This is a genomic window from Halomonas shantousis (genome assembly GCF_054654615.1).
In genome coordinates this window covers 144,145-170,209 of the sequence record NZ_BAAIER010000002.1, presented here as the reverse complement: position 1 = coordinate 170,209, position 26,065 = coordinate 144,145, and the positions used below count along the sequence as shown (strand labels likewise).

The window sequence follows — 26,065 nt, the reverse complement described above, 5'->3', positions numbered from 1 at the left end:
CGAGCTCTGCTACGGTAAGTCCTCAGGTTCCTTGGCATGCATGGCGTCCTGCCGTCTCGTGCCTCCTTCCTGAGCATCGATCATCCTGATCGCGCACTTCCCTGTACTGGCGACCTGCCTGGCCGCTACTCACCGTATGTAAACCACTATAAACAGCGAAGATCGGCATCACAATGACAGAAAGTTTCTTTAGGTTTCAAAAGGTAATCACGCTGGGTATCGTTCACTTCCCATGAAGAGGCCCACCGTACGCCCATTCTCGTCTTTGTTCTCCAGGCCCGGCTCTTCACTTTCATATCCTGTTGGCCCCTGCCAAGGACCCCGATAAACTGTCGGCACTACCAAGCGACAGGAGCGCTATCATGGGAAGATGGATTCTGGTGGTGCTGGGGCTGGTCCTGGCGGGATGCCAGGCTATCGGGCCCGGGTCGGAGAGCGAAACGCAGCGCCCCGAAATCGAAGAGGCCCGCCCGCAGCAATCGGCACGAATCGAAAGGAAAGTCGCCTTCCCTGAGGAAGAGTATGCCGAGTTGAAGAAAACCGGCAATTCCCGCGTGGTCGGGCAAATCTTCCTCAAAACGCAAAGCGGTGACATCGTCTACGGTGCGGGAGAGACCATCTCCGTTGCACCGGCCACCACCTACTCCGCCGAGGCTGCGGAAGCGGCATTGGCAGGAAAAGCCGTCGAGCGCGCCGATCCTCGAGCCCGTGAATATACTCACTACGCCGAGGCCGACGAACAGGGTCATTTCGAAGTGCGTGGTCTGCCGGCCGGTGTCTACTATGTGGCCGGCAGCGTCAGCCAGCCGGGATCGAACACTCAGCGGCAGATCATCATCAAGCAGATCCGCCTCGGAGAAAGCGGTACCGCGCAGGTGGAGTTGAGCAGGTAGACAATAAAAGGCCGGCAATCGCCGGCCTTCTTGATGCTTCTTTCTGTTTCACGTGAAACATCAGACGTCGAGATTGGCCACCAGCGCATTACGCTCGATGAAATCGCGGCGCGGCTCGACTTCGTCTCCCATCAGCGTATTGAACATCATGTCCGCGGCGACGGCATCTTCGATGGAAACCCGCAGCATACGCCGGGATTCGGGATCCATGGTAGTTTCCCAGAGCTGGTCGGGGTTCATCTCGCCCAGCCCCTTGTAGCGCTGGATGCTCAGACCGCGCTGCGCCTCACCCATCAGCCACTCCAACGCTTCATAGAAGTTCGAAATGGGCTTCTGACGTTCGCCGCGCGCGATATAGGCGCCATCATCGATCAGATCTTCCAGCGTTTCGCCCAGAGCCGCCATGGCCCGATAATCCGCGCTGCGGAAGAAGTCCACGCCCCACACATAGTCGGTGGTGACGCCGTGGGCGGTCAGCGCCACACTGGGCAGGAACAGGCCTCGCTCGGTATCCTCGTGCAGCTGGAAGGTATAGCGCGGCCCACCCTCATAGGCCACCAGCGCATCCATCTCGGCCTGCAACGCCTCGATCCAGCCCTGCATGGTGATACGGTCCTTGAGGCTACCCTCGTTCAGCGTTGACGTATGCACGATCTTGCGCAGCACTGCATTGGGATAGACCCGCGACAGGCGGTCGATGCGCTTCATGACATCCCGGTACTGGCTTACCAGCGACTCGAGATGCTCGCCACCGATACCCGGTGCGTCGGCATTGACGTAGAGCCGCGCCCCATCCAGGGCCGTGCTGGTCAGATAATCGACCAGTGCCTGCTCGTCTTTCAGATAGCTCTCCTGCTTGCCACGCTTGATCTTGTAAAGCGGCGGCTGGGCGATGAAGACATGGCCACGCTCGATCAATTCCGGCATCTGCCGGAAGAAAAAGGTCAGCAGCAAGGTGCGGATATGCGAGCCATCGACATCGGCGTCGGTCATGATGATGATCGAGTGATAGCGCAGCTTGTCGGGGTTGAACTCCTCACGGCCGATACCGCAGCCCAGGGCGGTGATCAGCGTGCCCACCTCGGCGGAAGAGAGCATCTTGTCAAAGCGGGCCTTCTCGACGTTGAGGATCTTGCCCTTGAGCGGCAGGATCGCCTGGGTACGCCGGTCCCGGCCCTGCTTGGCGCTGCCGCCCGCCGAGTCACCCTCCACCAGGTACAGCTCGGAAAGGCTGGGATCCTTTTCCTGGCAGTCGGCCAGCTTGCCGGGCAGGCCGGCGATATCCAGTGCCCCCTTGCGCCGCGTCATGTCGCGCGCCTTGCGCGCGGCTTCACGGGCACGCGCCGCCTCGAGCATCTTGTTGACGATCGACTTGGCCTCGCTGGGGCGCTCGATCAGGAAATCGGCGAATTGGCGACCCATCTCCTGCTCGACGGCAGTCTTGACCTCGGAGGAGACCAGCTTGTCCTTGGTCTGGGAAGAGAACTTGGGATCGGGCACCTTGACGGAGACGATCGCCGTCAGCCCCTCTCGCGCATCGTCGCCGGACGTGCTGACCTTGGCCTTCTTGAGCAGGCCCTCGGCTTCGATGTAATGATTCAGCGTACGGGTCAGCGCGGCGCGGAACCCGGCCAAGTGGGTGCCACCGTCACGCTGGGGAATATTGTTGGTGTAGCAGAAGATGTTCTCGACGAAAGAGTCGTTCCACTGCATTGCCACTTCGACACTGATACCGTCATCGCGCTCCATGATGAAGTGGAAGACCGGGTTCAGCGTCGTCTTGTTATGGTTGAGGTGATCCACGAAGGCCTTGAGTCCACCTTCGTAATGGAACAGCTCTTCCTTGCCGCTGCGCTCGTCGTGCAGGCGAATCGCGACACCCGAGTTCAGGAACGACAGCTCGCGCAGGCGTTTGGCGAGAATATCGTAGTGAAACTCGATATTGGTAAAGGTGTCGGCAGAAGGCTTGAAGTGGACGCGGGTCCCGCTTTTTTCGGTCTTGCCGACCACCGTGAGTGGCGATTCGGGCACGCCATGATGATAGATCTGCTCATGTACCTGGCCGGCACGCCAGATTGTCAGCTTGAGCTCCTCGGAAAGGGCGTTGACCACCGAGACCCCGACGCCATGCAGCCCACCCGAAACCTTGTAGGAATTCTCGTCGAACTTGCCGCCGGCATGCAGCACGGTCATGATGACCTCGGCTGCAGAGACGCCCTCTTCGTGAAGTTCGGTGGGAATGCCGCGACCATTGTCGCTGACCGTCACCGATTCGTCGGGATGAATGACCACACGGATCTCGCTGCAGTGGCCCGCCAGCGCCTCGTCGATGGAGTTGTCCACCACCTCGAAGACCATGTGATGCAGGCCCGTGCCGTCATCGGTATCACCAATGTACATGCCAGGGCGCTTGCGTACGGCATCCAGGCCCTTGAGTACCTTGATGCTTGATGAGTCGTAAGCGTTTTCGCTCATTGCCTACTCCGTCGTGAAGTCATTCCGTATGCAGCCGCCCGTGTTCCACGTGAAACATCGTGACGTCCGTTTCCCGCTGCCATGTCTCCGCCAGGGAGCCGATGTCAACGCTGGTGATGAAAACCTGACAGTGCTGACGCTCCAGCCAATGACAGAAAATGCGCCGATGGCTGGCATCCAGCTCCGCAGGGAGATCATCGATCAAATAGATGCAGGTGCGTCCCGTCAGCATGTCGAGCAGGCGCCCCTGGGCCAGCTTCATCGCGCTCACTACCAGCTTCTGCTGACCGCGGGACAGGACTTCCACCGCGGCGCGCCGGTCGATGCGGATACGCAGATCGGCCCGCTGCGGGCCCTGTTGGGTAAAGCCCATCTGCCGATCCGTATCACGCCCCGCCTGCAGCACTTCCGCCAGATCCCGTTGGCGATCCCAGCCGCGATAGTAGCGAAGGGACAGCTGCGGGACTTCCAGAAGTTCCGCCAGCGTCTCCTCGAACACCGGCACGAAACGCGCCATGTAATCGCTGCGAAGCGCATCCAGGCGAGCTCCCCAGTGGGCCAGCTCCCGCTCCCAGACATGCAGGGATGAAGCGTCCATTCTATCATGCCTGAGCAGAGCATTCCGATGTTTCAGCGCCCGTCTGACGCTCTTCCAGGCCTCGAAGAAATCGTGTTTCACGTGAAACGTTCCCCAGTCGAGGAACTCCCTGCGTGATGCCGGCGCGCCCTCCAGCAGGCGGAAGGCATCGGGATTGATCAGCTGCAATGGCATGGTTTCGGCCAGTTGGGCGATACGTACCGCCTTCTCCCCCGCCAGGCGAATTTCCAGCTCGCTGGCATCGCGCAGACGGCGGACGCCGATGGTCGGGGCTGGTTCGCCGCTCAGGCGCGCATGCAGGGTCATCGCCTCGGCATCATGGGCGATGGCATACTTCAAATGGCGGGTACGAAAGGAGCGCGCCATTCCCAGGATGTGGATACCTTCCAGAATACTGGTCTTGCCGCTGCCATTGGCACCGCTGATGAGATTGATGCCCGGACCGGGACGCATCTCCAAGCCGGCCAGGTTGCGAAGACCGAGAAAACTGAGACGTTCGAGAGGCATGACAGACTACGCCATGTGCCGGAATTCCCGAAGGAATCCCGGCAGGCAACGAGGAGGGATCAAAGCCGCATCGGCATGACGACGTACATGGCGTCACCGCCACCCGGCTCTTCCATCAGAGCGCTGCTGTTGGGATCGGAAAGCGTCATCTGGACACGATCGCTCTCCAGCACGCTCAGGACATCGATCAGATAGCCAACGTTGAAGCCGATCTCCAGCGTGTCGCCGCTGTACTCGATGGCGACGTTCTCCTCGGCCTCCTCCTGTTCGGGATTGTTGGCCATGACGCGCAGATTGCCCTCTTCGAGGCAGAGACGCACGCCGCGATACTTCTCGTTGGAGAGAATCGCCGTACGCGACAGCACCTGACGCAGTTCGGCGCGCTCGGCCACGAAGGCCTTATCGCCGCCGCGCGGCACGACACGCTCATAATCGGGAAACTTGCCATCCACCAGTTTCGAGGTGAAGGTGTACTCGCCGGTATTGGCGCGGATATGGTTGTCGCCCAGGGTCAGCTCCACCGGTTCGTCGCTGCCGTCGAGCAAGCGCACCAGCTCCAGCACGCCCTTGCGGGGAATGATGAGCTTCTGGGCCGGCTCCAGTTCGATATCGGCGCTACGCGAGCAGACTGCCAGGCGGTGGCCGTCAGTGGCCACGGTACGGACCAGATGCGAGCGCAGCTCGAGCAACAATCCGTTGAGATAGTAGCGCACGTCCTGCTGCGCCATGGCGAACGCCGTGGCGTCGATCAGGTGCTTGAGCGTGCCGCGCGGCAACGACAGGGTGGTACTGCTCTGGCCACTCTCGATATTGGGGAACTCCGCTACCGGCAGTGTGGACAGTGTGAAGCGGGAACGCCCCGAACGCAGCACTGCCCGCCCCTCTTCCAGGGCGAAGGTAATCTCGGCCTGGTCGGGCAGGGACTTGCAGATATCCATCAGTTTGCGCGCCGGCACGGTGGCGGAGCCCGGCTCATCCACCTGGTTGGGCACCGCCCGGCCGATCAGCTCGACCTCCAGATCGGTGCCGGTCAGAGACAGCTGAGCGTCCTGCACCTCGATCAGTACGTTGGAAAGGACCGGCAGCGTCTGACGGCGCTCGACCACGCCGGCGACCAGCGACAGCGGGCGCAGCAGGGCTTCGCGGGAGATGGAAAATTTCATTGAGACTCCACTCTTGTCCTGAAATGCATCACTTGGTCCGCCGCGTCAGCTGGTCAGCAATCGCAGCAGATTCTTGTAGTCTTCGCGGATATCCGCATTCTCTTCCTGCAGCGCCTGTACCTTGCGGCATGCGTGCAACACGGTGGTATGGTCGCGCCCGCCGAAGGCGTCGCCGATCTCCGGCAGACTATGGTTGGTGAGCTCCTTGGCCAACGCCATCGCTACCTGACGAGGCCGGGCTACCGAGCGGGAGCGCCGCTTGGAAAGCAGGTCTGCAAGCTTGATCTTGTAGTACTCCGCCACCGTGCGCTGGATATTGTCGACGCCCACCTGCTTGTCCTGCAGCGCCAGCAGATCCTTGAGCGACTCGCGAATGAAATCCTGGGTGATCGGCTTACCCATGAAATGCGAGTCGGCAATCACCTTTTTCAATGCTCCTTCGAGTTCACGCACGTTGGAGCGAATCTTCTGAGCGATGAAGAACGCGGCGTCATGCGGCAGATCGACCTTGGCCTGATCGGCCTTCTTCATCAGGATCGCCACCCGCGTCTCGAGCTCCGGCGGCTCGATCGCCACCGTCAGCCCCCAACCGAAGCGCGACTTCAAGCGCTCCTCCACGCCGTTGATCTCCTTGGGATAGCGGTCGGAAGTCAGAATCATCTGCTGGCCGCCTTCCAATAACGCATTGAACGTGTGAAAGAACTCTTCCTGGGAGCGCTCCTTGCCGGCGAAGAACTGGATATCGTCGATCAACAGAGCATCGACGCTACGGTAGAAACGCTTGAAATCGTTGATGGCATTGAGCTGCAGCGCCTTGACCATGTCGGCGACGAAGCGCTCCGAATGCAGATAGATCACCTTGGCATTCTCCCGCTGATTGGCGAGATGATTGCCCACCGCATGCATCAGGTGAGTCTTACCCAGTCCCACACCGCCATAGAGGAACAGAGGATTGTAGGCACCGCCCGGATTCTCGGCGACCTGGCGCGAGGCGGCCCGGGCCAGCTGGTTCGATTTACCCTCGACGAAGGTCTCGAAGGTGAAGTTGGGATTGAGGCCGCTCTGGTGCTTGAGGCTGCCCTCCACCTGGACCTGGCGCTCGTTCGCCCCGCTGCGACGCGGTGCCTCCTCGCGTAGCTGCTCGATCTCGCGTTCGTCGGCGTAATCGGCCTTATGGGACGTATGGACTGCCGGGCCGCGAGCCGGTGCAGGCACGCTCGCCGACACGGGGGCACCCAATTCCCGCGGTTGTGGCGTCGTCACGGCTCTACGGCTGCCTACCGACAGACGTACCTTGGGCGGCTTGCCGGAGGCCAGTTCCCGCAGCAGTTCATTGATGCGTTTCAAATACTTGTCGCTGACCCAATCACGCACGAAGCGATTGGGCGCCAGCAGGCAAAGCTCGTTGGCTTCCCCATCTTCCGCCTGTAAAGGGCGAATCCAGGTATTGAATTGCTGCGAATTCAATTCGTCCTGGAGGTAATCCAAGCATTGTTGCCAGAGAGCGACCGACACGCGAGACACCATAGCGTTGACGAATGGCCGAACATTGTATCGCCCAGCGAGCAGGTTATCCACACGTGACCCGACACCGATCAACTTGTGGAAAACTTTCTCGGAGGGCAGTGGAGAATCGCCGTACAAACCGGGCATGACCGTGAGGCTGTGCATGAAACGCGAGTTATGCACAGCACCGTACGCAGCTTTTCCTCTTTGTCCGCGCATCTTTCCCACAGTAGAGAAAACAAAACAACCTTTTGAATAATCGAATTAAAAAACACTTATCCACAAAAAGTATCCCCACTATTAATAACAACAGCATTTAAAAACCAAAATTTATAGTTATTGAGATAGCGAAGATATAATCCCGACCCATCATGAGCCACGATCGGTTACAAATCGTTGCGGGGCGCTACAGATCACCGGGGATCGGCATCTCTCGAAAACCGGATGTGGATAATTGCAAGAAGAATTGCACCGGCCTGGCGAATTCAATAGAATGCCCGGTCTTGAGCCGAATCCGTCCTGGTTCCAGGCAGGAATCAGGCACTTCCAATCGATCGTTTTTCAAACAACCACGTGGGAATCAGCAGCTATGAAACGCACCTTTCAACCGAGCGTTCTGAAGCGCAAGCGTGTACACGGTTTCCGTGCTCGCATGGCTACCAAGAACGGCCGCCAGGTCCTGGCTCGCCGTCGCGCCAAGGGCCGCAAGCGTCTGAGCGCCTGATCGGGCTACGGATGTCCGGTCTGGGCTTTCCCCGGCAGTTGCGTCTGCTGACTGCCGGGGAATACAAGCACGTCTTCGATGACGCCCATTATAAGGTTCATGGCAAGGGGTTACTGGCGCTCGTCCGTCCCAATACCCTCGGCCACCCTCGCGTGGGACTGGTATTCAGCAAGAAGAACGTGCGTCGCGCCGTTGATCGCAACCGCCTGAAGCGCCTCGTCCGCGAATCCATTCGCCTCCAGCAGCATCGCCTTCCCGCCGTGGACATCGTGGTTCTCGCCCGGCGTGGCGTTCAGGAACTGGACAACGACACCCTACATCGCCAGTTGCACGGCATGTGGCGGCGTCTGGAAAAAGACGTTCGCAAGCAGTCGGTTACGTCCACGCCGTCTTCCTGACCGGATACCCTCCGTCACGAACTGTCATGGCTCCATGACGTTTGCCATCCGTCCGGCAGCCCGTGACCACCGAATCTCATCACCCCACCGGGCAGAACCCTTATGGACGTAAAACGACTCTTACTCGTGATTCCGCTGGCGGTACTCGCCTATCTGCTGGTGATCCAGTGGAATCAGGACTACGGCCAGCCGGCCGTACAGCAGAATGCTCCCGCCATCAGCAGCGTCAATGGTCAGGACGGTGCAGGCGATGAACAGCTCGCCGCGCCGACAAGCGGGGCCGAGCCTGACGTAGCCGGAAACATGCCGGGCGAAACGCCGGCCACCGGCAACCGGGATCTGATCCAGGTACGCACCGATGTCCTCGATGTGCGCATCGATCCTCAGGGCGGCGATATCGTCTACGCCGCGCTCCCCCAGCACAAGCAGTCCCAGGATGCCGAACATCCCTTCGTCCTGCTCAATGACAGCGGCACACGCAGCTACGTGGCCAAGTCGGGACTGCAGCTCGAAGGTCACCAGGGGCGCATCCGTTTCACCTCCGAGCAGAATCGCTATGTACTCGAGCAGAGCGAGAATTCCCTGATCGTCGATCTGCATGGTGAGATCGAGGGTATCGATGTCACCAAGCGCTTCGTATTCAACCGTGACAACTATTCGGTCGACGTCAAGTATCTGATCGACAACGAAAGCGAGCAGCCCATCACCGCCCGCTTCATCGGCCAGCTGGCCCGCGACAACAGCCCCGACCCGTCAAGTGGCGGCGGCATGGGCATGAAGTCCTTCCTCGGCGCGGCCTATTCGTCTCCCGATGAGCACTACGAAAAAGTCTCCTTCGACGATATCCAGGAAGGCAGCTTCAACAACCGCGATGTCCAGGGTGGCTGGGTGGCCATTATCCAGCACTATTTCACATCGGCCTGGGTCCCCGATCAGAATCAGCAGAACCTCTATTACGCCACGACGGATGCCCGCGACCGCAATGTGGCGGCGTTCGCAGGTCCGGTCCAGACTATCGCGCCGAACAGCCAGGCGGATCTCTCCGCCACGCTGTACATGGGGCCGAAGGTACAGGAGCGCCTGGAAGCCGTTGCGCCCTATCTGGAGCTGACCGTCGACTTCGGCTGGCTGTGGTTCATCGCCAATCCGCTGTTCTGGCTGCTGGAGAAGATCCACGACCTGATCGGCAACTGGGGCTGGTCGATCGTGCTGCTGACCGTACTGGTCAAGGCGGTACTGTTCCCGCTCTCCGCCACTGCCTACAAGTCGATGGCCAAGATGCGCAAGCTCGGCCCCGAGATGCAGCGCATCAAGGAGCAGTACGGCGACGATCGTCAGAAGATGTCGCAGGAGATGATGAAGTTCTACCAGAAGGAGAAGATCAATCCTCTGGGAGGCTGTCTGCCCATCGTCATCCAGATGCCGGTGTTCATCGCCCTGTACTGGATGCTGATGGAGTCGGTGGAGCTGCGTCATGCGCCGTTCATGCTGTGGATCGATGACCTGTCGGTGCAGGATCCGTACTTTGTGCTGCCCATCATCATGGGGCTCACCATGTTCGTGCAGCAGCAGCTCAACCCGACCCCGCCGGACCCCATGCAGGCCAAGATCATGAAGATGCTGCCGATCATCTTCACGTTCTTCTTCCTGTGGTTCCCGGCCGGTCTGGTCCTCTACTGGATCACCAACAACACCCTGTCGATCATCCAGCAGTACTTCATCACCCGACGGATCGAAAACGATCCCAACGCGGGCAAGAGCGCCAAGGCCAAAGGCTGACCGCCTCGAGTCCCTCCAGACCCCCGCCCCGGCGGGGGTCTGGCGTTTCAGCGGGGATGAAGCGGGATGGCACCTCGCGATATCGGATTCTTCATGTCTACAATGCAACGTCACCCGGCACTTGCCAGCGTGCGGGCTGATGACGTTACGGTTCTGCTTTACGGAAGCCGCCATGCCAGTTTCGACGCTTTACACTCAGGACACCATCGCCGCCCTGGCCACGCCGGCGGGACGCGGCGGCGTGGGCATCATTCGGGTCTCGGGCCCGGAGAGCCGCCGTGTGGCCCAGGCCATGCTCGGCAGCTGCCCGCCTCCTCGCCATGCCTACTACGGTCCATTTGAAGGCGCACAGGGACAGATCGATGAGGGCATCGCCCTGTTCTTTGCCGGCCCGCACTCCTTTACCGGCGAAGATGTCCTGGAACTGCAGGGTCATGGCGGCCCGGTGATCATGGACCTGCTGCTCGAGCGCTGCGTGCAGCTCGGCGCGCGTCTGGCCCGGCCCGGCGAATTCTCCGAGCGCGCCTTTCTCAACGACAAGCTTGACCTGGCCCAGGCCGAGGCCATCGCCGACCTGATCGATGCCAATTCTCGTGCCGCCGCCGAGAACGCCCTGCGTTCGCTGCAGGGCGAGTTTTCACGCCGGGTACATGGTCTGGTCGAACGCCTGATCGAACTGCGCATGTACGTGGAAGCGGCGATCGACTTTCCCGAGGAGGAGATCGACTTTCTCGCCGACGGCAAGGTCGCCGCGAAACTCGCCGGGATACGCGATGAACTGGATCGTGTGCGCGAGGCCGCCGGTCAGGGGGCGCTGATGCGCGAAGGCATGACGGTGGTCATCGCCGGGCGTCCCAACGCTGGCAAGTCGAGTCTGCTCAATGCTCTGACCGAGCAGGAAACGGCCATCGTCACCGACATTGCCGGCACGACCCGCGACGTGCTGCGCGAGCATATTCATCTCGACGGCATGCCGCTGCACGTGATCGACACCGCCGGGCTGCGCGATACGCCGGACGCAGTCGAACGAATCGGCGTGCAGCGCGCCTGGGCGGAGATCGAGCGTGCCGACCGCGTACTGTTGCTGGTCGACGCCGCCGACACCGAGGCGACCGATCCGATGAAGATCTGGCCCGAGTTCGTCTCGCGGCTGCCCGATGCGTCCCGACTGACGCTGGTGCGCAACAAGATCGATACCACCGGCGAAGCGCCGCAAAGCGAATTATCCACAACCCCACCGGTGCTGCGTATCTCCGCCACGACCGGAACGGGTGTGGATAACCTGAAGGCGCACCTCAAGGCGGTGATGGGCTATCAGAGCGGGAGCGAAGGACGCTTCTCGGCGCGACGACGCCATCTCGACGCCCTGGGCCGGGCCGATGCCGCACTCGATAATGGCGAGGCCCAGTTGCAAGGCCATGCCGCAGGGGAACTGCTTGCCGAGGATCTGCGCGAGGCACAGCAGGCGCTTGGCGAAATCACCGGCGAATTCAGCGCCGACGATCTGCTGGGCAAGATCTTCGGCGAGTTCTGCATCGGTAAATGAGCAATCGGCAAGTGAGGCGATACGACACGAGCTCCATGAGCGAGCTGGCAAGTATCATGATTTCTTACCCTTTCGACCCGGACTCTGCCCATGGCGTTATGGCGCATTCTCAGTGACTTCTTCGCCCGCCATCGCCTCGCCTATCTCGCGGCGATCATCTGCCTGCTCGGTGTCGGCCTGCTCAATCTGGTCCTGCCGTGGTGGATCGGCGCCACCATCGACGCCCTGCGCGACGGTGAGCTCGATCGCGGTGACCTGCTGACACGTGCCGCTCTCTTGATTGCCGTCGGCCTGGGCATGTATGTGCTGCGCTACGCCTGGCGAGTGCAACTGTTCGGCACCTCCTATCGGCTCGGCATCGAGCTGCGCGATGCCTACTACACCAAGCTGACGCGCCTCGACCCGGGGTTCTTTCAGACTCACCGCAGCGGCGATCTGCTGGCCCGCTCGACGCAGGATATCGATGCGGTGGAAACGGCGGCCGGCGAAGGGGTGTTGTCCAGCGTCGACGGTGCGATGACGCTGTTCCTGGTACTGGGCGTGATGATCATCGGCATCGACGCGCCACTGGCGTTACTCGCCCTGGTGCCGTTTCCGTTCATGGCGTGGGGTTTCTATCGCGTCGCCAGACGCGTCCAGCACCATTTCGGCCAGTCGCTGGAACGTTTCTCGCGGCTCAACGACCGTACCCAGGAAGCGCTAGGCGGGCTGCGCATGCTGCGTCAGCATTCACTTGTCGAAGTGGAGATCGAGGATTTCAATGCACGCGCCGAGGCCGCCGCCCGTGCCGATTATGAGGTCCAGCGCATGGAGGCGCGCTACGATCCGGTCGTCTTCCTGGCGCTGGGGGCGGCCACGCTGTTGACCCTGTCGGTGGGCACATGGCGCTATCTCGACGCTGCCATCACGCTCGGCCAATTGACCAGCTTCACCCTCTATCTGGTTCAGCTGATCTGGCCGATGTTCGCCCTCGGCTGGTGTCTGAACATCCTCCAGCGCGGCGAGGCCGCGGCACGGCGGCTGCAGGCCTTCTTTGGCGAGCGGGAGACCATCGTCGACAAGGGGACGCGCCGGACCGTGGACAGTGTCGACATCCGCTTTCATGTACCGGTATTCACCTATCCCGGCAGCGCCACGCCGGCGCTCGAGGACATCGACATCTCCCTGCCCCAGGGTCGGACGCTGGGTATCGTCGGTACCACCGGAAGCGGCAAGAGCACGCTGATTCGCCTGCTGCTGCGCCAGTATCCGCTCGAGCAAGGCGAGATCCGCCTCGCTGAAAGCGACATTCGTGAGTACACGCTTGCCACTCTGCGGGCGACGTTCGCCTACGTGCCCCAGGACCCGTTCCTGTTCGCCGCCACGCTGGGCGAGAACGTCGCGCTCGGCCGACCACAGGCCAGCCGCGACGAGATCGTCCAGGCACTCGAGGATGCCGCTTTCGCCACCGACCTCGCCGAGCTGCCGCAGGGGCTGGAGACACCGGTCGGCGAGCGCGGCATCACGCTCTCCGGCGGCCAGCGCCAGCGTGTGGCACTGGCCCGTGCCCTGCTCTCTCAGGCCCCGGTGCTGTTACTCGACGATACGCTGTCGGCAGTGGACTACGCCACCGAACAACGCCTGCTGGCCACGCTCAGGGAGCAACATGGAAGGACCTGCCTGATCGTCAGCCACCGCCTCTCGGCGGTCTCCGGTGCCGATCATATCGTGGTCCTCGAGGAAGGCCGGGTCGTCGAACAGGGCCACCATGACACCCTGCTCGCCCAGGCGGGCCATTATGCCCGGCTGTGGAGCTATCAGCAGACCGAGGCCCGTCGGCAAGGGAATGACCGCGGCAGCGCGCGTTTCGACCTGTCGCTTCATGGGGGGCGCCATGCCTGATCGCCGCTTGCTGTCGCTGCTGCTGGGCCCGGTCATCGCCAACCGACGCCGCCTGCTGGTGGCGGTGCTGCTGTTGATCGGTGCCACTGCGCTCGATGTCACCGGACCGTGGCTGACCAAGTACTATCTGGATAACTTCCTGGTGCCGGGCGATCTGCGCCCGGCACCGTTGATGATTCTGGTCCTGCTGTACGTCGCGACTCAGAGCCTTGCCGCTCTCGGCCGCTACCTGCAGACGTTGCGCTTTGCCCGTATCGCACTGGACGCGGTACTCGACATCCGCAAGCGCCTGTTCCGTCATGTCCTGCAACTGCCGCAGCACGTCCATGACGCCACGCCGGTCGGCGAGATGGTCGCCAGGGTGACCAACGATACCGATGCCCTGCGCGAGCTGTATGTCGCCTTCCTGGCCACCGTGCTGCAGAACGTGGTGCTGCTGATCGGTATCCTGACGGCCATGGCATTGATGGATCTGCGCCTGATGGCGATCGCGGCGATGCTGATCCCGACTGCACTGGCGGTTATCTGGTGCTATCAGCGCCTGAGCGGACCGGCGGCGATGGAGGTGCGCCACCTGCGTGCCGAGCAGAACGCTCGCATCAACGAAGCGATCGGTGGCATGACGGTCCTGCAGAGCTACAACCAGATCGGCCGCTTCAGTGAGCGCTTCCATACCCTTAACGCCGCACAATATCGTGCCCGCATGCGCACTGTACGTATCTCGGGACTGTTCTTGCGTTCGGCGGTCGACCTGATCGGCGTGGTCATACTCGCCGGCCTGTTGCTCGGCTATGGGTTGGATCACCTGCAGGGAGCGGGGGAAATCGGCGTGCTCTACGCCTTTGTCACCTACCTGGGGCGCGTCTCGGAGCCGCTGATCGAGATTACCCAGCGTTTCAACATCTTTCAGCAGGCCAGCGTGGCCGGCACGCGCCTGCAAGCCCTTCTTGACCGCCCCGCAGCCAACTTCGGCGAGGACCGGCGACCAATCCGCACACCGCACTTCCATCTCGACGGGCTGCGCTTTCGCCATCATGGGGCCGAGGACGACACGTTGCGCGGACTCACGCTCGATATCGCACCGGGCAGTTTCATCGGCGTGGTGGGACCCACCGGCAGCGGCAAATCGACCCTGCTCGATCTGCTCGCGGGGCTCAAGTCCGCCACGGGCGGTACCCTGCTGCTTGACGAGCGGCCTCTGTCCACCCTCGCGCCTGACGTGGTCAACACGACGGTGGCGACGGTGCCGCAGGAGCCCTTCATCCGCTCGACGACGCTACGCGACAATCTGGTTCTGGATCGTGCCATCGACGACGCCACGCTCCGTCAGGCCCTACACGACGCCCAGCTCGACGATCTGATCAGCCGACTACCGGCGGGGCTCGATACCCGGCTGGGTGAACGTGGCCTGACGCTGTCCACCGGCGAGCGTCAGTTGCTGGCGCTGGCCCGGGCCCTGCTGCGTCAGCCCCGCATTCTGCTGCTCGACGAGGCGACGGCCAGCGTCGACAGTGCCACCGAGGCACGTCTTCAGGCGGCACTGGAGTCGCTGCGAGGCCGCGTCACGCTGATCGTCGTGGCTCATCGACTGTCCACCGTGCGTGATGCGGACCGGCTGGTGGTGATGGAGGCCGGACGTATCCGTGAGCAGGGCACGCATGAGGATCTGCTGGCGCTTCCGGAAGGGCGCTATCGTCGTCTCTGGCAGCGCGAGGCGACACGCTTACCGGACGCAGCGCGCTAGCGTCACTCCTCGACCCACCACTGGCCACGATGCTTCGCCGATCCGCCCAGCACGGTGGCTACCCGCTCCAGGCTGTTCGACAACTGCGTATCGAGCCCCCAGGGAGGGTTGAGCAGCAGCATCCCGCTACCGTACATGCCATGCCCCTCGCCGGTCTGCGGGTCGCGCAGACGCAGCTCGCTGCACCACAGCTTGCGCAGACCCGCTGCCTTGCAGTCGTCCAGCAACTGCTGGTGGCGCCCAGCAGGCAGCAGCGGATACCAGATCATGACCACGCCATGACGGGCCTTGCGAACGACGGAGGCCAGTGTCGCGGCCACCTGGGCATATTCCGCCTTGTTCTCGTAACTGGGGTCGATCAGCACGCACAGACGGGGAGTGGCAACAGGCAGTGCCTTGAGCAACCCGGCCAGACCATCGGCATGCAGGCGCCGGGCATTGGCCGGCAACGTCTGCGCCTCGAGATGGGAATGTTCGCCGGGATGCAGCTCGTAGAGACTCAGGCGATCCTGCTTGCGCAGGGTCTGGGCAAGCCACCAGGGAGAGCCGGGATAGCAGCGCAGGCTCTCACCCTGCTGAAGTCGAGCCAGCGCCTCGAACCATCCCTCCAGCAGCGTGTCGCGCGTCAGGCGCTGACGCGCGGACCAGAGCGGGGCGATGCCCTGCTGATACTCCTGCAGACGCTGGGTCTCCTCCGCCGCCAATGGATAGAGCCCCCGACCGGCATGGGTATCGAAGTACGTAATGGGGGATTCTTTACGTAACAAGGATTGCTGTACGGCATACAGCGTCAAATGTTTATGAACGTCGGCAAAGTTGCCGGCATGATAGGCGTGCTGGTAGGCAAGCATGGTCACGGCTCGCAGGGAAAGGAAACGATCGACGCATGATAACGCGTCAGGCGAGCTGAACCGAAGGAGCGAATGAACAGGGAGAGAAGAGGCGACCACCGCCCGGGCAGGCGATGGCCGTCGCAACTTACTGCGTGGGGGTCAGAGTGATCTCGACACGGCGGTTCTGGGCGCGCCCCGACTCGCTGTCGTTGCTGGCCACGGGGCGGCTCTCGCCATAACCCACGGCGTTGATGCGTGAGCTGGAGACACCGCCCTGAGCCAGATAGTTGGCGACTGTCTGGGCGCGCTGCTCGGAGAGGCGCTGGTTGTAGCTGTCGGAGCCGGTACTGTCGGTGTGTCCCGCCACGGTGATCCGGGTTTCGGGGTACTCGCGCAGCACCGCATTGACGTCGTTGAGTGCCTGACGGGCGGATGTCTGCAGTTCGCTGGAATCGAAACCGAACGTCACGCTGTTGGGCATGTTGAGTACGATATCGTTCCCCTCACGAGCGACGTCGATGCCGGTTCCCTGCAGGCCTTCGCGCAGCTCGGCCTCCTGGGCATCCATGTAGGCACCTACGCCACCGCCGAGGGCAGCACCCGCAGCGGCACCGATCAGGGCACGATCCCGGCGGCTGGAACTGCCGTCGCCCGAAAGCGCACCGGCGACTGCGCCGAGCGCGGCGCCGATACCGGCCCCGGTGAGCGTCTTGCCGTGCTGGCTCTGGTTCTGGCTTTGATTCTGCGACTGTCCCGAGTAGGGGGTGTTACTGGCACAACCGGTCAGGCCGATGGCGGCGGATAGCGGCAGCGCAAGCCAGATCGCTTTCTTCATTGGGTATAACTCCTTACCTGATGGATCATCGCTTCGTCCCTGCGACAGGATGGACTAGTTGTCATCACATAGTGCGAGAAGCTCGTTCAAGAATAACAGACCCTGAGGGCTGGCCTGCAGACGTTCCTGCGCTTGCACCATTAATCCTTTTTCACGAGCGGGCCTCAGGCGCGCCTCGAGCCGATGAAACGGCTGCCCGGTGCGCGACTCCCAGTAGGCGGACGGAACCCCTTCGACCAGGCGCAGGGCGTTCATCAGGAACTCGAGCGGCAGTTCCTCCGCTTCCACTGCGTGACGACCGGCCAGGAATCCTCGGGGATCGTGGCGCCGACGCAGGTAAGCCTCGGGCTGGCGGGTCTTCCAGCGCCGTTCGATGTGCAGCCTTCCGTCGGCTTCACGCCGGCTCAACTTGCCGTGCGCCCCGGCCCCGATTCCCAGATAGTCGCCGAATGCCCAGTAGTTGAGGTTGTGTCGCGAGCCATGCCCCGGCCGGGCGTACGCCGAGATTTCGTAGCGTGAATACCCTGCCGCTTCGAGCCGGGCATGGCCGGCATCCTGAATGTCCCACAGCGTTTCGTCTTCGGGGAGTCGAGGCGGTTGGGAATGGAATTCGGTATTGGGCTCGAGCGTCAGTTGGTACCACGACAGATGCGTCGGTTTCAGCGCCAGGGCCCGGTCGATGTCGGCCATCGCCAGGGCGATGGTCTGCCCGGGCAGACCATGCATGAGGTCGAGATTGAAGTTATCGAAACCCGCCCGACGGGCGCTGTCCACGGCACGCTCGGCCTCCTCGCCGCCATGGATGCGCCCCAGCGCCTCGAGTTGTGCGGTCTGAAAGCTCTGCACCCCCAGCGACAGGCGGTTGACACCGGCCTCGCGGTAGGCGGCAAAGCGTCCCTGCTCCACGGTGCCGGGGTTCGCCTCGAGCGTGACCTCGATATCGGCAGCGAACGCCAGTCGTGAGCGCAGTCCGTCGAACAGGTGTCGATAGGCCTCACCGGAGAGCAGGCTGGGAGTGCCGCCGCCGATGAAGATGCTGGTCAGCTCACGCCCCGCCACCCAGGGCAGCTCGGCGTCGAGATCCGCCAGCAATGCCTCGACGTAGGCCGTTTCCGGCAGGGCCTGTTCTCGTCCCAGGCCATGCGAGTTGAAGTCGCAGTAAGGACATTTGCGAACGCACCAGGGAACGTGCACGTACAGAGCGAGGGGAGGTAGCGTCATGCGCGCAACTGGGAGATCAGTGCCTCGAGAGCCCGGCCACGGTGACTGAGACGGTTCTTGTCCTCACGCGATAGCTCGGCGACGCTCATGCTCCGCTCCGGTACCCAGAACAGCGGATCGTAGCCGAATCCGCCTTCGCCGCGGGGCCGAGCCAGGATCTCGCCTTCCCAACTGGCCTGCACGATCAGCGGCACGGGATCCTCGGCGTGGCGCAGATATACCAGTACGCACCAGTAGCGCGCCGTACGCTGCCCCTCGGGGATTTCCTTGAGTGCTTCGAGCAATTTGCGGTTGTTGGCGTCATCGCTCTTGGGCTCGCCGGCATAACGGGCCGAATAGATTCCCGGTGCACCATCGAGCGCATCGACTTCCAGCCCCGAATCGTCAGCCAGTGCCGGCAGACCACTGACACGACAAGCTTCACGCGCTTTCAGCAGAGCGTTCTCGACGAAAGTCAGCCCCGTCTCCTCGACCTCAGGAACCGAAAAATCCACCTGGGGGCGAACCGTAAAACCCAGCGGAGCCAGGAGGTTATGAAACTCGATCAGCTTGCCGCGGTTACCGCTTGCCACTACCAGCGTCCGTGTACTCGTCATCAGCGTCCTCCCATGAAACTCATGCTCATTCTACGGGGAACCTCAGGGCAAGGGAAAAGGGAGATTCGGCGCCGTCTCGGGGCTGGAGGAAGGATTTTTTCGCTTCTGATTAGGTAATTCATACTTTTTTACTGAAAAACAGGTAACAAAAAAGATCCACCCAGCTGAAATTTATCTCCTCGCTAGCCTGCTGTCTAATTAATTAGCCTGCTATTTTTATTTAACTTTATGTTTTGTCTATAAAAAAATTACTTATTTATAAAAAGTATAATTAAATAACATTTCTATATATCAAAGCGCCCTTAACGCTTATTTACATAAAGGACGATAGCGGCAACGCTACTGAGGGAGATTTGGATGACCCGAGCCATCTGAAAGTCGGGAAAAACTATAACTCCATAACATCACTCATAAGGGACGGAAACCATGAGCTTGGACAACGCAAGGGTATTATTGATCACCGATTTCAACCCGCAGTCTCAGCTATTCATCGACTACATTCGTCAGCAGCTGGATTGTGAGGTGATCCCCTTAGGACCGGACGAGGAGATCAGTCTCCCCGAGTCCGCGCCAATGTTGGTGCTGCTCGATGCCGATCATGTCGACGAAAACTGCATGCACCTGTGGAACACCCGGGCCAGCGAATGTCCCGACATGGTGCTGGCGGCCTTCAACCTGCGTGACGACGAGCACGCCGCGGAGCTGCTGGTCAGCCTGCACCTGCAGGGCGTCTTCTACCGTCAGGATAGCCTGTTGCTGATCTGCAAGGGCATTTCGAAGCTGCTCGAGGGCGATCTGTGGATGTCGCGCGCGCTCACGACCCGGCTCATCGACTTTTATCGCCGTCAGCAGCTCAACGCCTACCGGCCGGTATGCGGGCTGACCCACCGGGAACTCGAGATCATCGGTCTTCTGGGGTCCGGGGCTTCCAATACCGAGATCGCCGACCAGCTGTTCGTCAGCGAGCATACGGTGAAATCGCATCTCTACAACATCTTCCGCAAGATCAAGGTACACAACCGTATCCAGGCAATGAACTGGGCACGCCAGAACCTAGGAGCTCCGCCTGCGGCGCACCTGCGCAACGGCCGCCGTTCGAAAGTCTCTTGAACGCACGTGCGACTACGCTCCCCCTCGTACTGCTTCTGGTCTGGGGAACGGGGGCCCTTGCCGACACCACGTCTGATGGAACAGCGCCATCCAGACGTGATGTGTCCAGTCGCGCGCATGATACCGAGGCGACATTGAGCGGACATCACGACGCCGGGCTCAATGGCATCCTGGTGGATCGAACCATCACGCTGGCGGCAAAGACGTTCTTTTCGCGCTTTGCCCAGATGCGTTTGTATGCACCTGGCCTGCCGGATGCCAGCCTCACCATTCATGAACGCCCTTCGGCACGCTGGGGCAGCCTGATCTGGATCGCCGAAGGCGACGATATCCTGTACCGAACGACGCTCTCGCCGCGGCTCTCTACCCTGGACGATGACGTCAAGCAGGCCATCGAAGTGGTTCAGGAACGCATATTGAAAAAGCGCCTCATGGACGCGCTGCAACCCAATCAGGATCTAGCCGGTAACGGCCTCTAGGCTTTATCGGTCGCGGAGAAACATCATGAAGCCACATTACGCTTGCCTGCTGGGCCTATGCCTGTCCGGTATGGCCGGGGCCGGCGAACTGGTCTACCAGCCGATCAATCCCTCCTTCGGAGGCGACCCCTTCAACGGTAGTTACCTGCTGGGCAAGGCCCAGGCGCAGGACACCCACAAGGATCCAAGCCTGGAGGACTACACCAGCCTCACGGCAACGGAGCGCATGATTCAGAGCCTGCAGAGCCGGCTGCTTGCCGACCTCGTCAATGGTGTCGAGGACGGCCAGACGGGAAGCTTCGTCAGTGACGATTACAGCGTCGTTGTCGACAACAGCGGCGGGGCCCTGTCCCTGGAAGTGACGGATCTGGTTTCCGGCGACGTGACCAGCATTCAGGTCGGAGGTCTGAGCTTCAATCCGTAAGCGCAGTGCATAAGAACGCATAAGAAAAATATATTCATAACGTCTATACGCAAGGGACCTCCATGAAACGCTTAGTTGCGCTATTGCTCGCGGCTGCCTTGAGCGGCTGCGCGGGTGTCGTCAGCCATTCGGAAGGGCTGGAGGGCGCACCGGCGACCCTGACGCCCCGCAGTGGAACCTATCAGGATCTGATCGCCCTGCCTCCGCCCGCCGGCAAGATAGCCGCCGCCATCTACGACTTTCGCGACCTGACCGGCCAGTACCGGCCCGCCCCGGCGAGTACCTTTTCGACCGCTGTCACGCAAGGCGCCTCCGCCATGCTGACCGGGGCACTGGCGGATTCCGGCTGGTTTACTCCGCTCGAACGGGTCGGACTGCAGAATCTGCTGACTGAACGCAAGATCATCCGTGCCGAAGACGAACGCTACGGCAGACCGGACAGCCTGCCATCGCTGCGCTCGGCTGCGGTATTGCTGGAAGGCGGGATCATCGCCTACGAATCGAACGTTCGGACCGGTGGGGCCGGTGCAGAATACTTCGGTATTGGCGCCTCCGGTCAGTACCAGGTGGACCAGGTGACCATCAACCTGCGTGCCGTGGAAATATCCAGCGGTGAAGTCCTGGCCAACGTCACGACGACGAAGACCATCTACTCCCAGGAAGTCCGGGCCGGTGTCTATCGCTTCATCGATTTCAAGCGGCTGCTGGAGGGCGAGATCGGGTTTACCAACAATGAACCGGTACAGCTTGCTGTCATGTCGGCAATCGAGTCCTCCGTCATTCACCTGATTGCTCGAGGTATTGAAAGCCATTTGTGGAATCTCCAGGAGCCCGAACAGATCGATAACTCCACGCTTCAGGCCTACCTTCAGGCGCCCACCCCCATGTTATAGCCGCTTTTTTGCCGTTAGAAAGGTGCCATACGGCACCTTTTTTAATGCCTTTAAATCAAATATCTAGCACTCGTCAAGCTTGTAATAATCACAATTTTAATCACATAAAATACGCTTAAATTACGATAGATAACAAACCGGCACGGCCCATAATTATTTCAGCTTTCATGCAACGGGCCGAATCCATGAATCACTCAAGAAATAGATTGTTCACCCTGATGGCCTCATTGATAGGTCCGGCTTTCCTGACACTCGTATCTAGCCAGAGCCTTGCCAGCGATATCGATTCAGAGGTTCTCAGCGCGCTTCAGGATCGTTCCGTCACCATGGAAAAAGGCAGTAACACCGCCACGATTCATCAGAGCGGTTCTTACAACCAGGCACGTATCAGACAGGCTGCTGCAGGAATCGGTTACGGCAATACAGCCAGTATTTATCAGGTTGGTAATGACAACCGTGGGGAAATCACCCAACAGGGTAATGACAATTACGGCGATATTACTCAGTTGGGAGACGCCCACGAAGCCTCGATTTCACAGTCGGGCAATGGCTTGGCGGCTTCCGTGAAGCAGTCAGGCCGTGGCGGAAGCCAGATCCGACTGTACCAGACCCCGGCCCAGGGCGTGCGTTGGTCAAGCACCAACAGCACGGCTTCAGTCGCGGTGCGAACAGCCCAATGAATCGCATTGGCTGAATAACAAGCAACATTGATAAGGTGCAAAGGGAATTTATGAAAAAGGCAACGGTTTTCGCAGCATCCGCTCTGGTCATGGCCCTTTCGGCTACCGCAAGCGCTAACGGCGGCAAACTTGGCGGCTGGGGCGGTGACAACACCTCACGCATTACCCAAGGCGGAGATTACAACAAGTCTACCGTTACACAGAAAGGGCTGGGAGAAAACTACTCCATCATCAAGCAGGGTGGCGAAAGCAATCTGGCGGATGTCGCCCAGGAGAACTTTGGCAAGAACGTTTCCGACATCATTCAGAACGGAAACAACAACCAGGCCAGCGTCTCGCAGAAAGGCGGCGATGATTCCGATATCGACCAGCTCGGTCACAACAACCAGGCTAGCGTGACTCAGGCGGAACTGGGTGGACACTATTCCGACATTTACCAGACAGGTAACAACAACGAGTCCACTATTCTCCAGTACGGACTGAGCCAGAACAGCAAGGTCTACCAGAGCGGCGACTATAACCTCGCCGAAGTGACCCAGAACGGTGTCGGTAACGACTCGGATATCACTCAGACCGGTAGCTACAACTCAGCCGAAGTTTCCCAGAGTGGTGCAGACAACTACTCGGAAATCACCCAACCGGGAACGGGCAATACGGCACAAGTCACGCAGGCTTCCTACAACAGTGCGTCCTACATCACGCAGAGCGGTAGCTACAACACGGCTACTGTCAGCCAATACTAATCAGCGGTTATTTCATCTTCATCGCGCTTATCCTGGCCCCACTTGCGTGGGGCCTTTTTTATGCAAAACGACACAATGATCAGTTCAACCGCATTCGTTCCTGGATCATCGCCACCAGCGTCAGGTTGGCGTTGGGAGCGGTGGTATCGAGGTGCACCAGATGCGCCAGTTCGTCGTCGGCGAACGCCTCCTGATTGGCCAACTGATGCTCGAGCACTTCAAGACCCGCCTCGGAGGGATCGCCACCGCGCAGGGCACGCTTCTCGATGCGCGTCCTGAGTGTCGCCTCGTCAGCCTCGAAACTGATCATCACTACCGGCAGGCCACGCCGTTCGGCCTCGAAGCGTAGCCGCCGGCGCTGGTCGCGCTTCAGGCAGGTCGCATCGATACACGCCGGAATACCCGATTCCAGCAGGACCCCGGCCAGTTCCGCCAGACGCGCATAGGTGCGCTGGGTCGCTTCGGGGGTATAGATGCTTTCACCGCTGCCGTCTGCCTGGGTGCGTGCTTCGGGAGCGAATCCATGCAGACGCTTGCGCTCGACGTCGGAGCGTACCCGCACGCCTCCCAGCCGGCGTACCATCTCGCCGGTGAATCGACTCTTGCCGCTTCCGGACACACCGACGCCGATGACCAGATAGGGGAAGCTGAATTCGCTGTAGCGTTCGGCCAGTTCGATGTAGCGACGATATTCGGCCAGCACCTTGGGGCGGTCGGCATCGTGCAGCTCGGGCTGGTGGTAGCGCAGAATCGCGACCTTGGCCCGGACCAGTGCCCGATAGATCTTGTAATAGGAGAGCAGACGTACCAGATCGTAGTCGCCCGAAAGTTCCAGATACCGGTTGAGGACATGACTGGCATAGGCCTGCTCATCGCGTGCCTCGAGATCCATCAGCAGGAAGGCCAGCTCACAGCCGACATCGTTCCAGCGCAGCTCTTCATTGAACTCCAGGCCATCGAAGAGCAGCGCCCGCCCTTCATGGTGTACCGCGTTGCCCAGGTGAATGTCGCCGTGGATCTCGCGCACGAACCCGCCACGCCAGCGGCGTTCGAGTTCATCCTGCAGACGCGCAAAGGTTTCCAGTGTCCAGGTTTCCAGCAGCGCCAGGCGCCGCTTATCCTCGGGGGCGCCAAGTCGCGACTCGATGAGCCGGAACTCGCGATCGACGACCCGACGCACCGAGTCGGGAGATCCCAACTCGCGATCGCCCTCGATCCGCGGCGCTATTTCGTGGAACGCCACCAGTTGATCGACCAGATCGTCGAGCAGCTCCAGCGACAGCTCGCCGCTGGCCTGCAAGGCGCTGAAGAGATGGCGATTGCTGAACTGGCGCATCTTCACGGCATATTCGAAAGGCGCACTGGCATCATTGAGGCGCGGCGCTTCCGGCGATCCGGAGATGGGTACCGCCTCGAGATACAACGCCGGCGCCAGACGCTGGTTGAGCCGCACTTCCTGCTCGCATAGCCGGCGGCGCTTCTCCAGGGTGGAGAAATCGAGAAACTTGCCGAAGTCCAGCGGCTTCTTGATCTTGTAAGCGTAGTCGCCGGTCAGCACGACCCAGGAAATGTGCGTCTCGTGCACTTCGATCGTGCCGATGGAATGGTCAAAACCGTTGCCTTCCTGCAGCGCGCGAATCAGAGCTTGGCTCACAATGCTCTCCTACGATTACTCAACGTGTCGCCCGGGCCAGCTCGGCAAAGGCATGCTCGGCGGCGTCCAGCGTGGCCTGTATGTCTTCCGGCGTATGGGCACTGGACATGAAGCCGGCCTCATAGGCGGAAGGTGCCAGGTAGACGCCATGATCCAGCATGGTACTGAAGAAGCGCTGGAAAGCCGTCACGTCGCAGGCGGTTGCCTGAGCGAAGTTATCCACCCGCGACTGGGCGGTGAAGAAGAGTCCGAACATCCCGCCGGCCCGCTGCGTGAGCATCTCCACGCCGGCGGCCCGGGCGCGTGACTCCAGGCCATCGCACAAGGTGTTCACCCGTTGGGTCAGCGCCTCATGAAATTCCGGTTCGCGCAGCTTGTTCAGCAGGGTGATCCCCGCCGCCATGGCCAGCGGATTGCCGGAGAGCGTGCCCGCCTGGTAGACAGGACCCAGCGGGGAGATCTGCGACATGATTTCGCGCTTGCCGCCGAAGGCTCCCACCGGCATGCCGCCGCCGACGATCTTGCCCAGGCAGGTCAGGTCCGGCGTGATGGCATAGTGCGCCTGGGCCCCGCCCAGCGCCACACGGAAACCGGTCATGACCTCATCGAAGATGAGCACGCTGCCATGGCTGTCGCAGAGTTCTCGCAGCGCTTCCAGAAACCCCGGCAACGGCGGAATGCAATTCATGTTGCCGGCCACCGGCTCGACGATGATGCCCGCCACCTGATCGCCGATCTCCGCAAAGCTCTCGCGTACGGCATCGATGTCGTTGTAGGGCAGGGTCACGGTATGTTCGGCCAGGGCGGCAGGCACTCCCGGCGAACTCGGTTCGCCATGCGTCAGTGCGCCGGAGCCGGCCTTGACCAACAGCGAATCGGAGTGACCATGGTAGTTGCCCTCGAACTTGATGATCTTGTCGCGGCCCGTATAGCCGCGAGCCAGGCGGATCGCCGACATGGTCGCCTCGGTCCCCGAGTTCACCATGCGTACCATCTCGACGGAGGGCATCATCTCGCAGATCAGATCGGCCATGGTGGTCTCGATCGCCGTCGGGGTACCGAAGGAGAGTCCGGCATCGAGGCGTTCGCGAACCGCGTCTAGCACGTCGGGATCGGCATGCCCGGTGATCATCGGTCCCCAGGATCCGACGTAATCGATGTAGCGCTTGCCCTCGACGTCGAACAGGTAGGCGCCCTGGGCCCGTTCGATAAAGACGGGCGCCCGCTCCAGTCCCTTGAAGGCACGTACCGGAGAATTCACGCCACCGGGAATGTGGCGGCAGGCCTGTTCATAAAGTTGTGCGGAGGTCGTCATGATCGTCTCGCTCGAACGTGTGGATAAATCTCTGGACAGGTGGAACAACTCGGCACACATGCCTGTGG

The 26,065-nt window shown here is 61.0% G+C and carries 23 protein-coding genes; 13 read left to right on the top strand and 10 right to left on the bottom strand.

Going from position 1 to position 26,065, the window contains the following annotated elements; genetic code table 11:
• Positions 1-362: 362 nt before the first annotated feature.
• A complete protein-coding gene (locus tag ACYQ12_RS01445) occupies positions 363-893 on the top strand; it encodes a carboxypeptidase-like regulatory domain-containing protein (protein ID WP_459866636.1) in 531 nt (176 codons plus the stop codon).
• A 60-nt stretch (positions 894-953) separates the two neighbouring features.
• On the opposite strand, the gene gyrB is transcribed toward ACYQ12_RS01445, so the two are convergent.
• The 4 genes from gyrB to dnaA are packed head-to-tail and all read right to left on the bottom strand — an operon-like array spanning position 954 to position 7,151.
• Positions 954-3,368 (bottom strand): DNA topoisomerase (ATP-hydrolyzing) subunit B, encoded by a 2,415-nt coding sequence (gene gyrB, locus ACYQ12_RS01440; protein WP_459866633.1) that lies wholly within the window; start codon positions 3,366-3,368, stop codon positions 954-956.
• A gap of 19 nt (positions 3,369-3,387) precedes the next feature.
• Positions 3,388-4,473: a DNA replication/repair protein RecF gene (recF, locus tag ACYQ12_RS01435; RefSeq protein WP_459866630.1), complete on the bottom strand. Its 1,086-nt coding sequence runs from the start codon at positions 4,471-4,473 to the stop codon at positions 3,388-3,390.
• A gap of 59 nt (positions 4,474-4,532) precedes the next feature.
• A complete protein-coding gene (gene dnaN / locus ACYQ12_RS01430; protein WP_459866627.1) occupies positions 4,533-5,636 on the bottom strand; it encodes a DNA polymerase III subunit beta in 1,104 nt (367 codons plus the stop codon).
• Positions 5,637-5,681: 45 nt separating this feature from the next.
• Positions 5,682-7,151: a chromosomal replication initiator protein DnaA gene (dnaA, locus tag ACYQ12_RS01425; protein WP_459866624.1), complete on the bottom strand. Its 1,470-nt coding sequence runs from the start codon at positions 7,149-7,151 to the stop codon at positions 5,682-5,684.
• Positions 7,152-7,731: 580 nt separating this feature from the next.
• Between dnaA and rpmH the strand changes: the two genes are divergently transcribed.
• From rpmH to ACYQ12_RS01395, 6 genes are all read left to right on the top strand, one after another.
• Positions 7,732-7,866 (top strand): 50S ribosomal protein L34, encoded by a 135-nt coding sequence (gene rpmH / locus ACYQ12_RS01420; protein WP_011508608.1) that lies wholly within the window; start codon positions 7,732-7,734, stop codon positions 7,864-7,866.
• An 11-nt stretch (positions 7,867-7,877) separates the two neighbouring features.
• Entirely contained in the window at positions 7,878-8,264 is a 387-nt protein-coding gene (gene rnpA, locus ACYQ12_RS01415; protein WP_459866620.1) for a ribonuclease P protein component, read from the top strand.
• 102 nt (positions 8,265-8,366) lie between these two features.
• Positions 8,367-10,043, top strand: a complete 1,677-nt coding sequence (gene yidC, locus ACYQ12_RS01410; protein ID WP_459866617.1) for a membrane protein insertase YidC — start codon at positions 8,367-8,369, stop codon at positions 10,041-10,043.
• A 172-nt stretch (positions 10,044-10,215) separates the two neighbouring features.
• The gene (gene mnmE / locus ACYQ12_RS01405) at positions 10,216-11,589 is read left to right on the top strand and encodes a tRNA uridine-5-carboxymethylaminomethyl(34) synthesis GTPase MnmE (RefSeq protein ID WP_459866614.1); all 1,374 of its coding nucleotides are present in this window, start codon (positions 10,216-10,218) and stop codon (positions 11,587-11,589) included.
• A gap of 90 nt (positions 11,590-11,679) precedes the next feature.
• Positions 11,680-13,470: an ABC transporter ATP-binding protein gene (locus tag ACYQ12_RS01400; RefSeq protein WP_459866611.1), complete on the top strand. Its 1,791-nt coding sequence runs from the start codon at positions 11,680-11,682 to the stop codon at positions 13,468-13,470.
• The gene (locus tag ACYQ12_RS01395) at positions 13,463-15,214 is read left to right on the top strand and encodes an ABC transporter ATP-binding protein (RefSeq protein WP_459866609.1); all 1,752 of its coding nucleotides are present in this window, start codon (positions 13,463-13,465) and stop codon (positions 15,212-15,214) included. Before ACYQ12_RS01400 ends, ACYQ12_RS01395 begins: the two co-directional genes overlap by 8 nt.
• A 2-nt stretch (positions 15,215-15,216) precedes the next feature.
• Here ACYQ12_RS01395 and ACYQ12_RS01390 read toward each other — a convergent pair whose 3' ends face one another.
• The 4 genes from ACYQ12_RS01390 to rdgB form a co-directional block, all read right to left on the bottom strand.
• Positions 15,217-16,065 carry a 23S rRNA (adenine(2030)-N(6))-methyltransferase RlmJ gene (locus ACYQ12_RS01390; RefSeq protein WP_459866606.1) on the bottom strand — a complete coding sequence of 283 codons (849 nt, stop codon included), beginning with the start codon at positions 16,063-16,065 and terminating at the stop codon, positions 15,217-15,219.
• Positions 16,066-16,192: 127 nt separating this feature from the next.
• Positions 16,193-16,882 (bottom strand): YiaD family glycine zipper/OmpA-like lipoprotein, encoded by a 690-nt coding sequence (locus tag ACYQ12_RS01385; protein WP_459866603.1) that lies wholly within the window; start codon positions 16,880-16,882, stop codon positions 16,193-16,195.
• A 54-nt stretch (positions 16,883-16,936) separates the two neighbouring features.
• A complete protein-coding gene (gene hemW, locus ACYQ12_RS01380) occupies positions 16,937-18,103 on the bottom strand; it encodes a radical SAM family heme chaperone HemW (RefSeq protein ID WP_459866600.1) in 1,167 nt (388 codons plus the stop codon).
• Entirely contained in the window at positions 18,100-18,699 is a 600-nt protein-coding gene (gene rdgB / locus ACYQ12_RS01375) for an RdgB/HAM1 family non-canonical purine NTP pyrophosphatase (RefSeq protein WP_459866597.1), read from the bottom strand. Before rdgB ends, hemW begins: the two co-directional genes overlap by 4 nt.
• 426 nt (positions 18,700-19,125) lie before the next feature.
• On the opposite strand from rdgB, the gene ACYQ12_RS01370 reads away from it, so the two are divergent.
• From ACYQ12_RS01370 to ACYQ12_RS01345, 6 genes are all read left to right on the top strand, one after another.
• Positions 19,126-19,809, top strand: coding sequence for a LuxR C-terminal-related transcriptional regulator (locus ACYQ12_RS01370; RefSeq protein WP_459866594.1), 684 nt, complete (start codon positions 19,126-19,128; stop codon positions 19,807-19,809).
• A gap of 134 nt (positions 19,810-19,943) precedes the next feature.
• Complete coding sequence (locus ACYQ12_RS01365) at positions 19,944-20,288, top strand: CsgE family curli-type amyloid fiber assembly protein (protein WP_459866591.1); 345 nt, start codon at positions 19,944-19,946, stop codon at positions 20,286-20,288.
• A gap of 25 nt (positions 20,289-20,313) precedes the next feature.
• Positions 20,314-20,712 (top strand): curli assembly protein CsgF, encoded by a 399-nt coding sequence (locus ACYQ12_RS01360; RefSeq protein ID WP_459866588.1) that lies wholly within the window; start codon positions 20,314-20,316, stop codon positions 20,710-20,712.
• A 62-nt stretch (positions 20,713-20,774) separates the two neighbouring features.
• Complete coding sequence (locus tag ACYQ12_RS01355) at positions 20,775-21,605, top strand: CsgG/HfaB family protein (protein WP_459866585.1); 831 nt, start codon at positions 20,775-20,777, stop codon at positions 21,603-21,605.
• A gap of 206 nt (positions 21,606-21,811) precedes the next feature.
• Positions 21,812-22,285, top strand: a complete 474-nt coding sequence (locus ACYQ12_RS01350; RefSeq protein ID WP_459866582.1) for a hypothetical protein — start codon at positions 21,812-21,814, stop codon at positions 22,283-22,285.
• A gap of 50 nt (positions 22,286-22,335) precedes the next feature.
• On the top strand, positions 22,336-23,028 hold the full coding sequence (locus ACYQ12_RS01345) for a hypothetical protein (RefSeq protein ID WP_459866580.1): 693 nt from the start codon (positions 22,336-22,338) through the stop codon (positions 23,026-23,028).
• Between the two features lie 79 nt (positions 23,029-23,107).
• Here the strand turns inward: ACYQ12_RS01345 and ACYQ12_RS01340 are convergent, their stop codons facing one another.
• Positions 23,108-24,682, bottom strand: coding sequence for a bifunctional aminoglycoside phosphotransferase/ATP-binding protein (locus ACYQ12_RS01340; protein WP_459866577.1), 1,575 nt, complete (start codon positions 24,680-24,682; stop codon positions 23,108-23,110).
• A gap of 19 nt (positions 24,683-24,701) precedes the next feature.
• Positions 24,702-25,997, bottom strand: coding sequence for a glutamate-1-semialdehyde 2,1-aminomutase (gene hemL, locus ACYQ12_RS01335; RefSeq protein ID WP_459866574.1), 1,296 nt, complete (start codon positions 25,995-25,997; stop codon positions 24,702-24,704).
• Between the last annotated feature and the right edge of the window lie 68 nt (positions 25,998-26,065).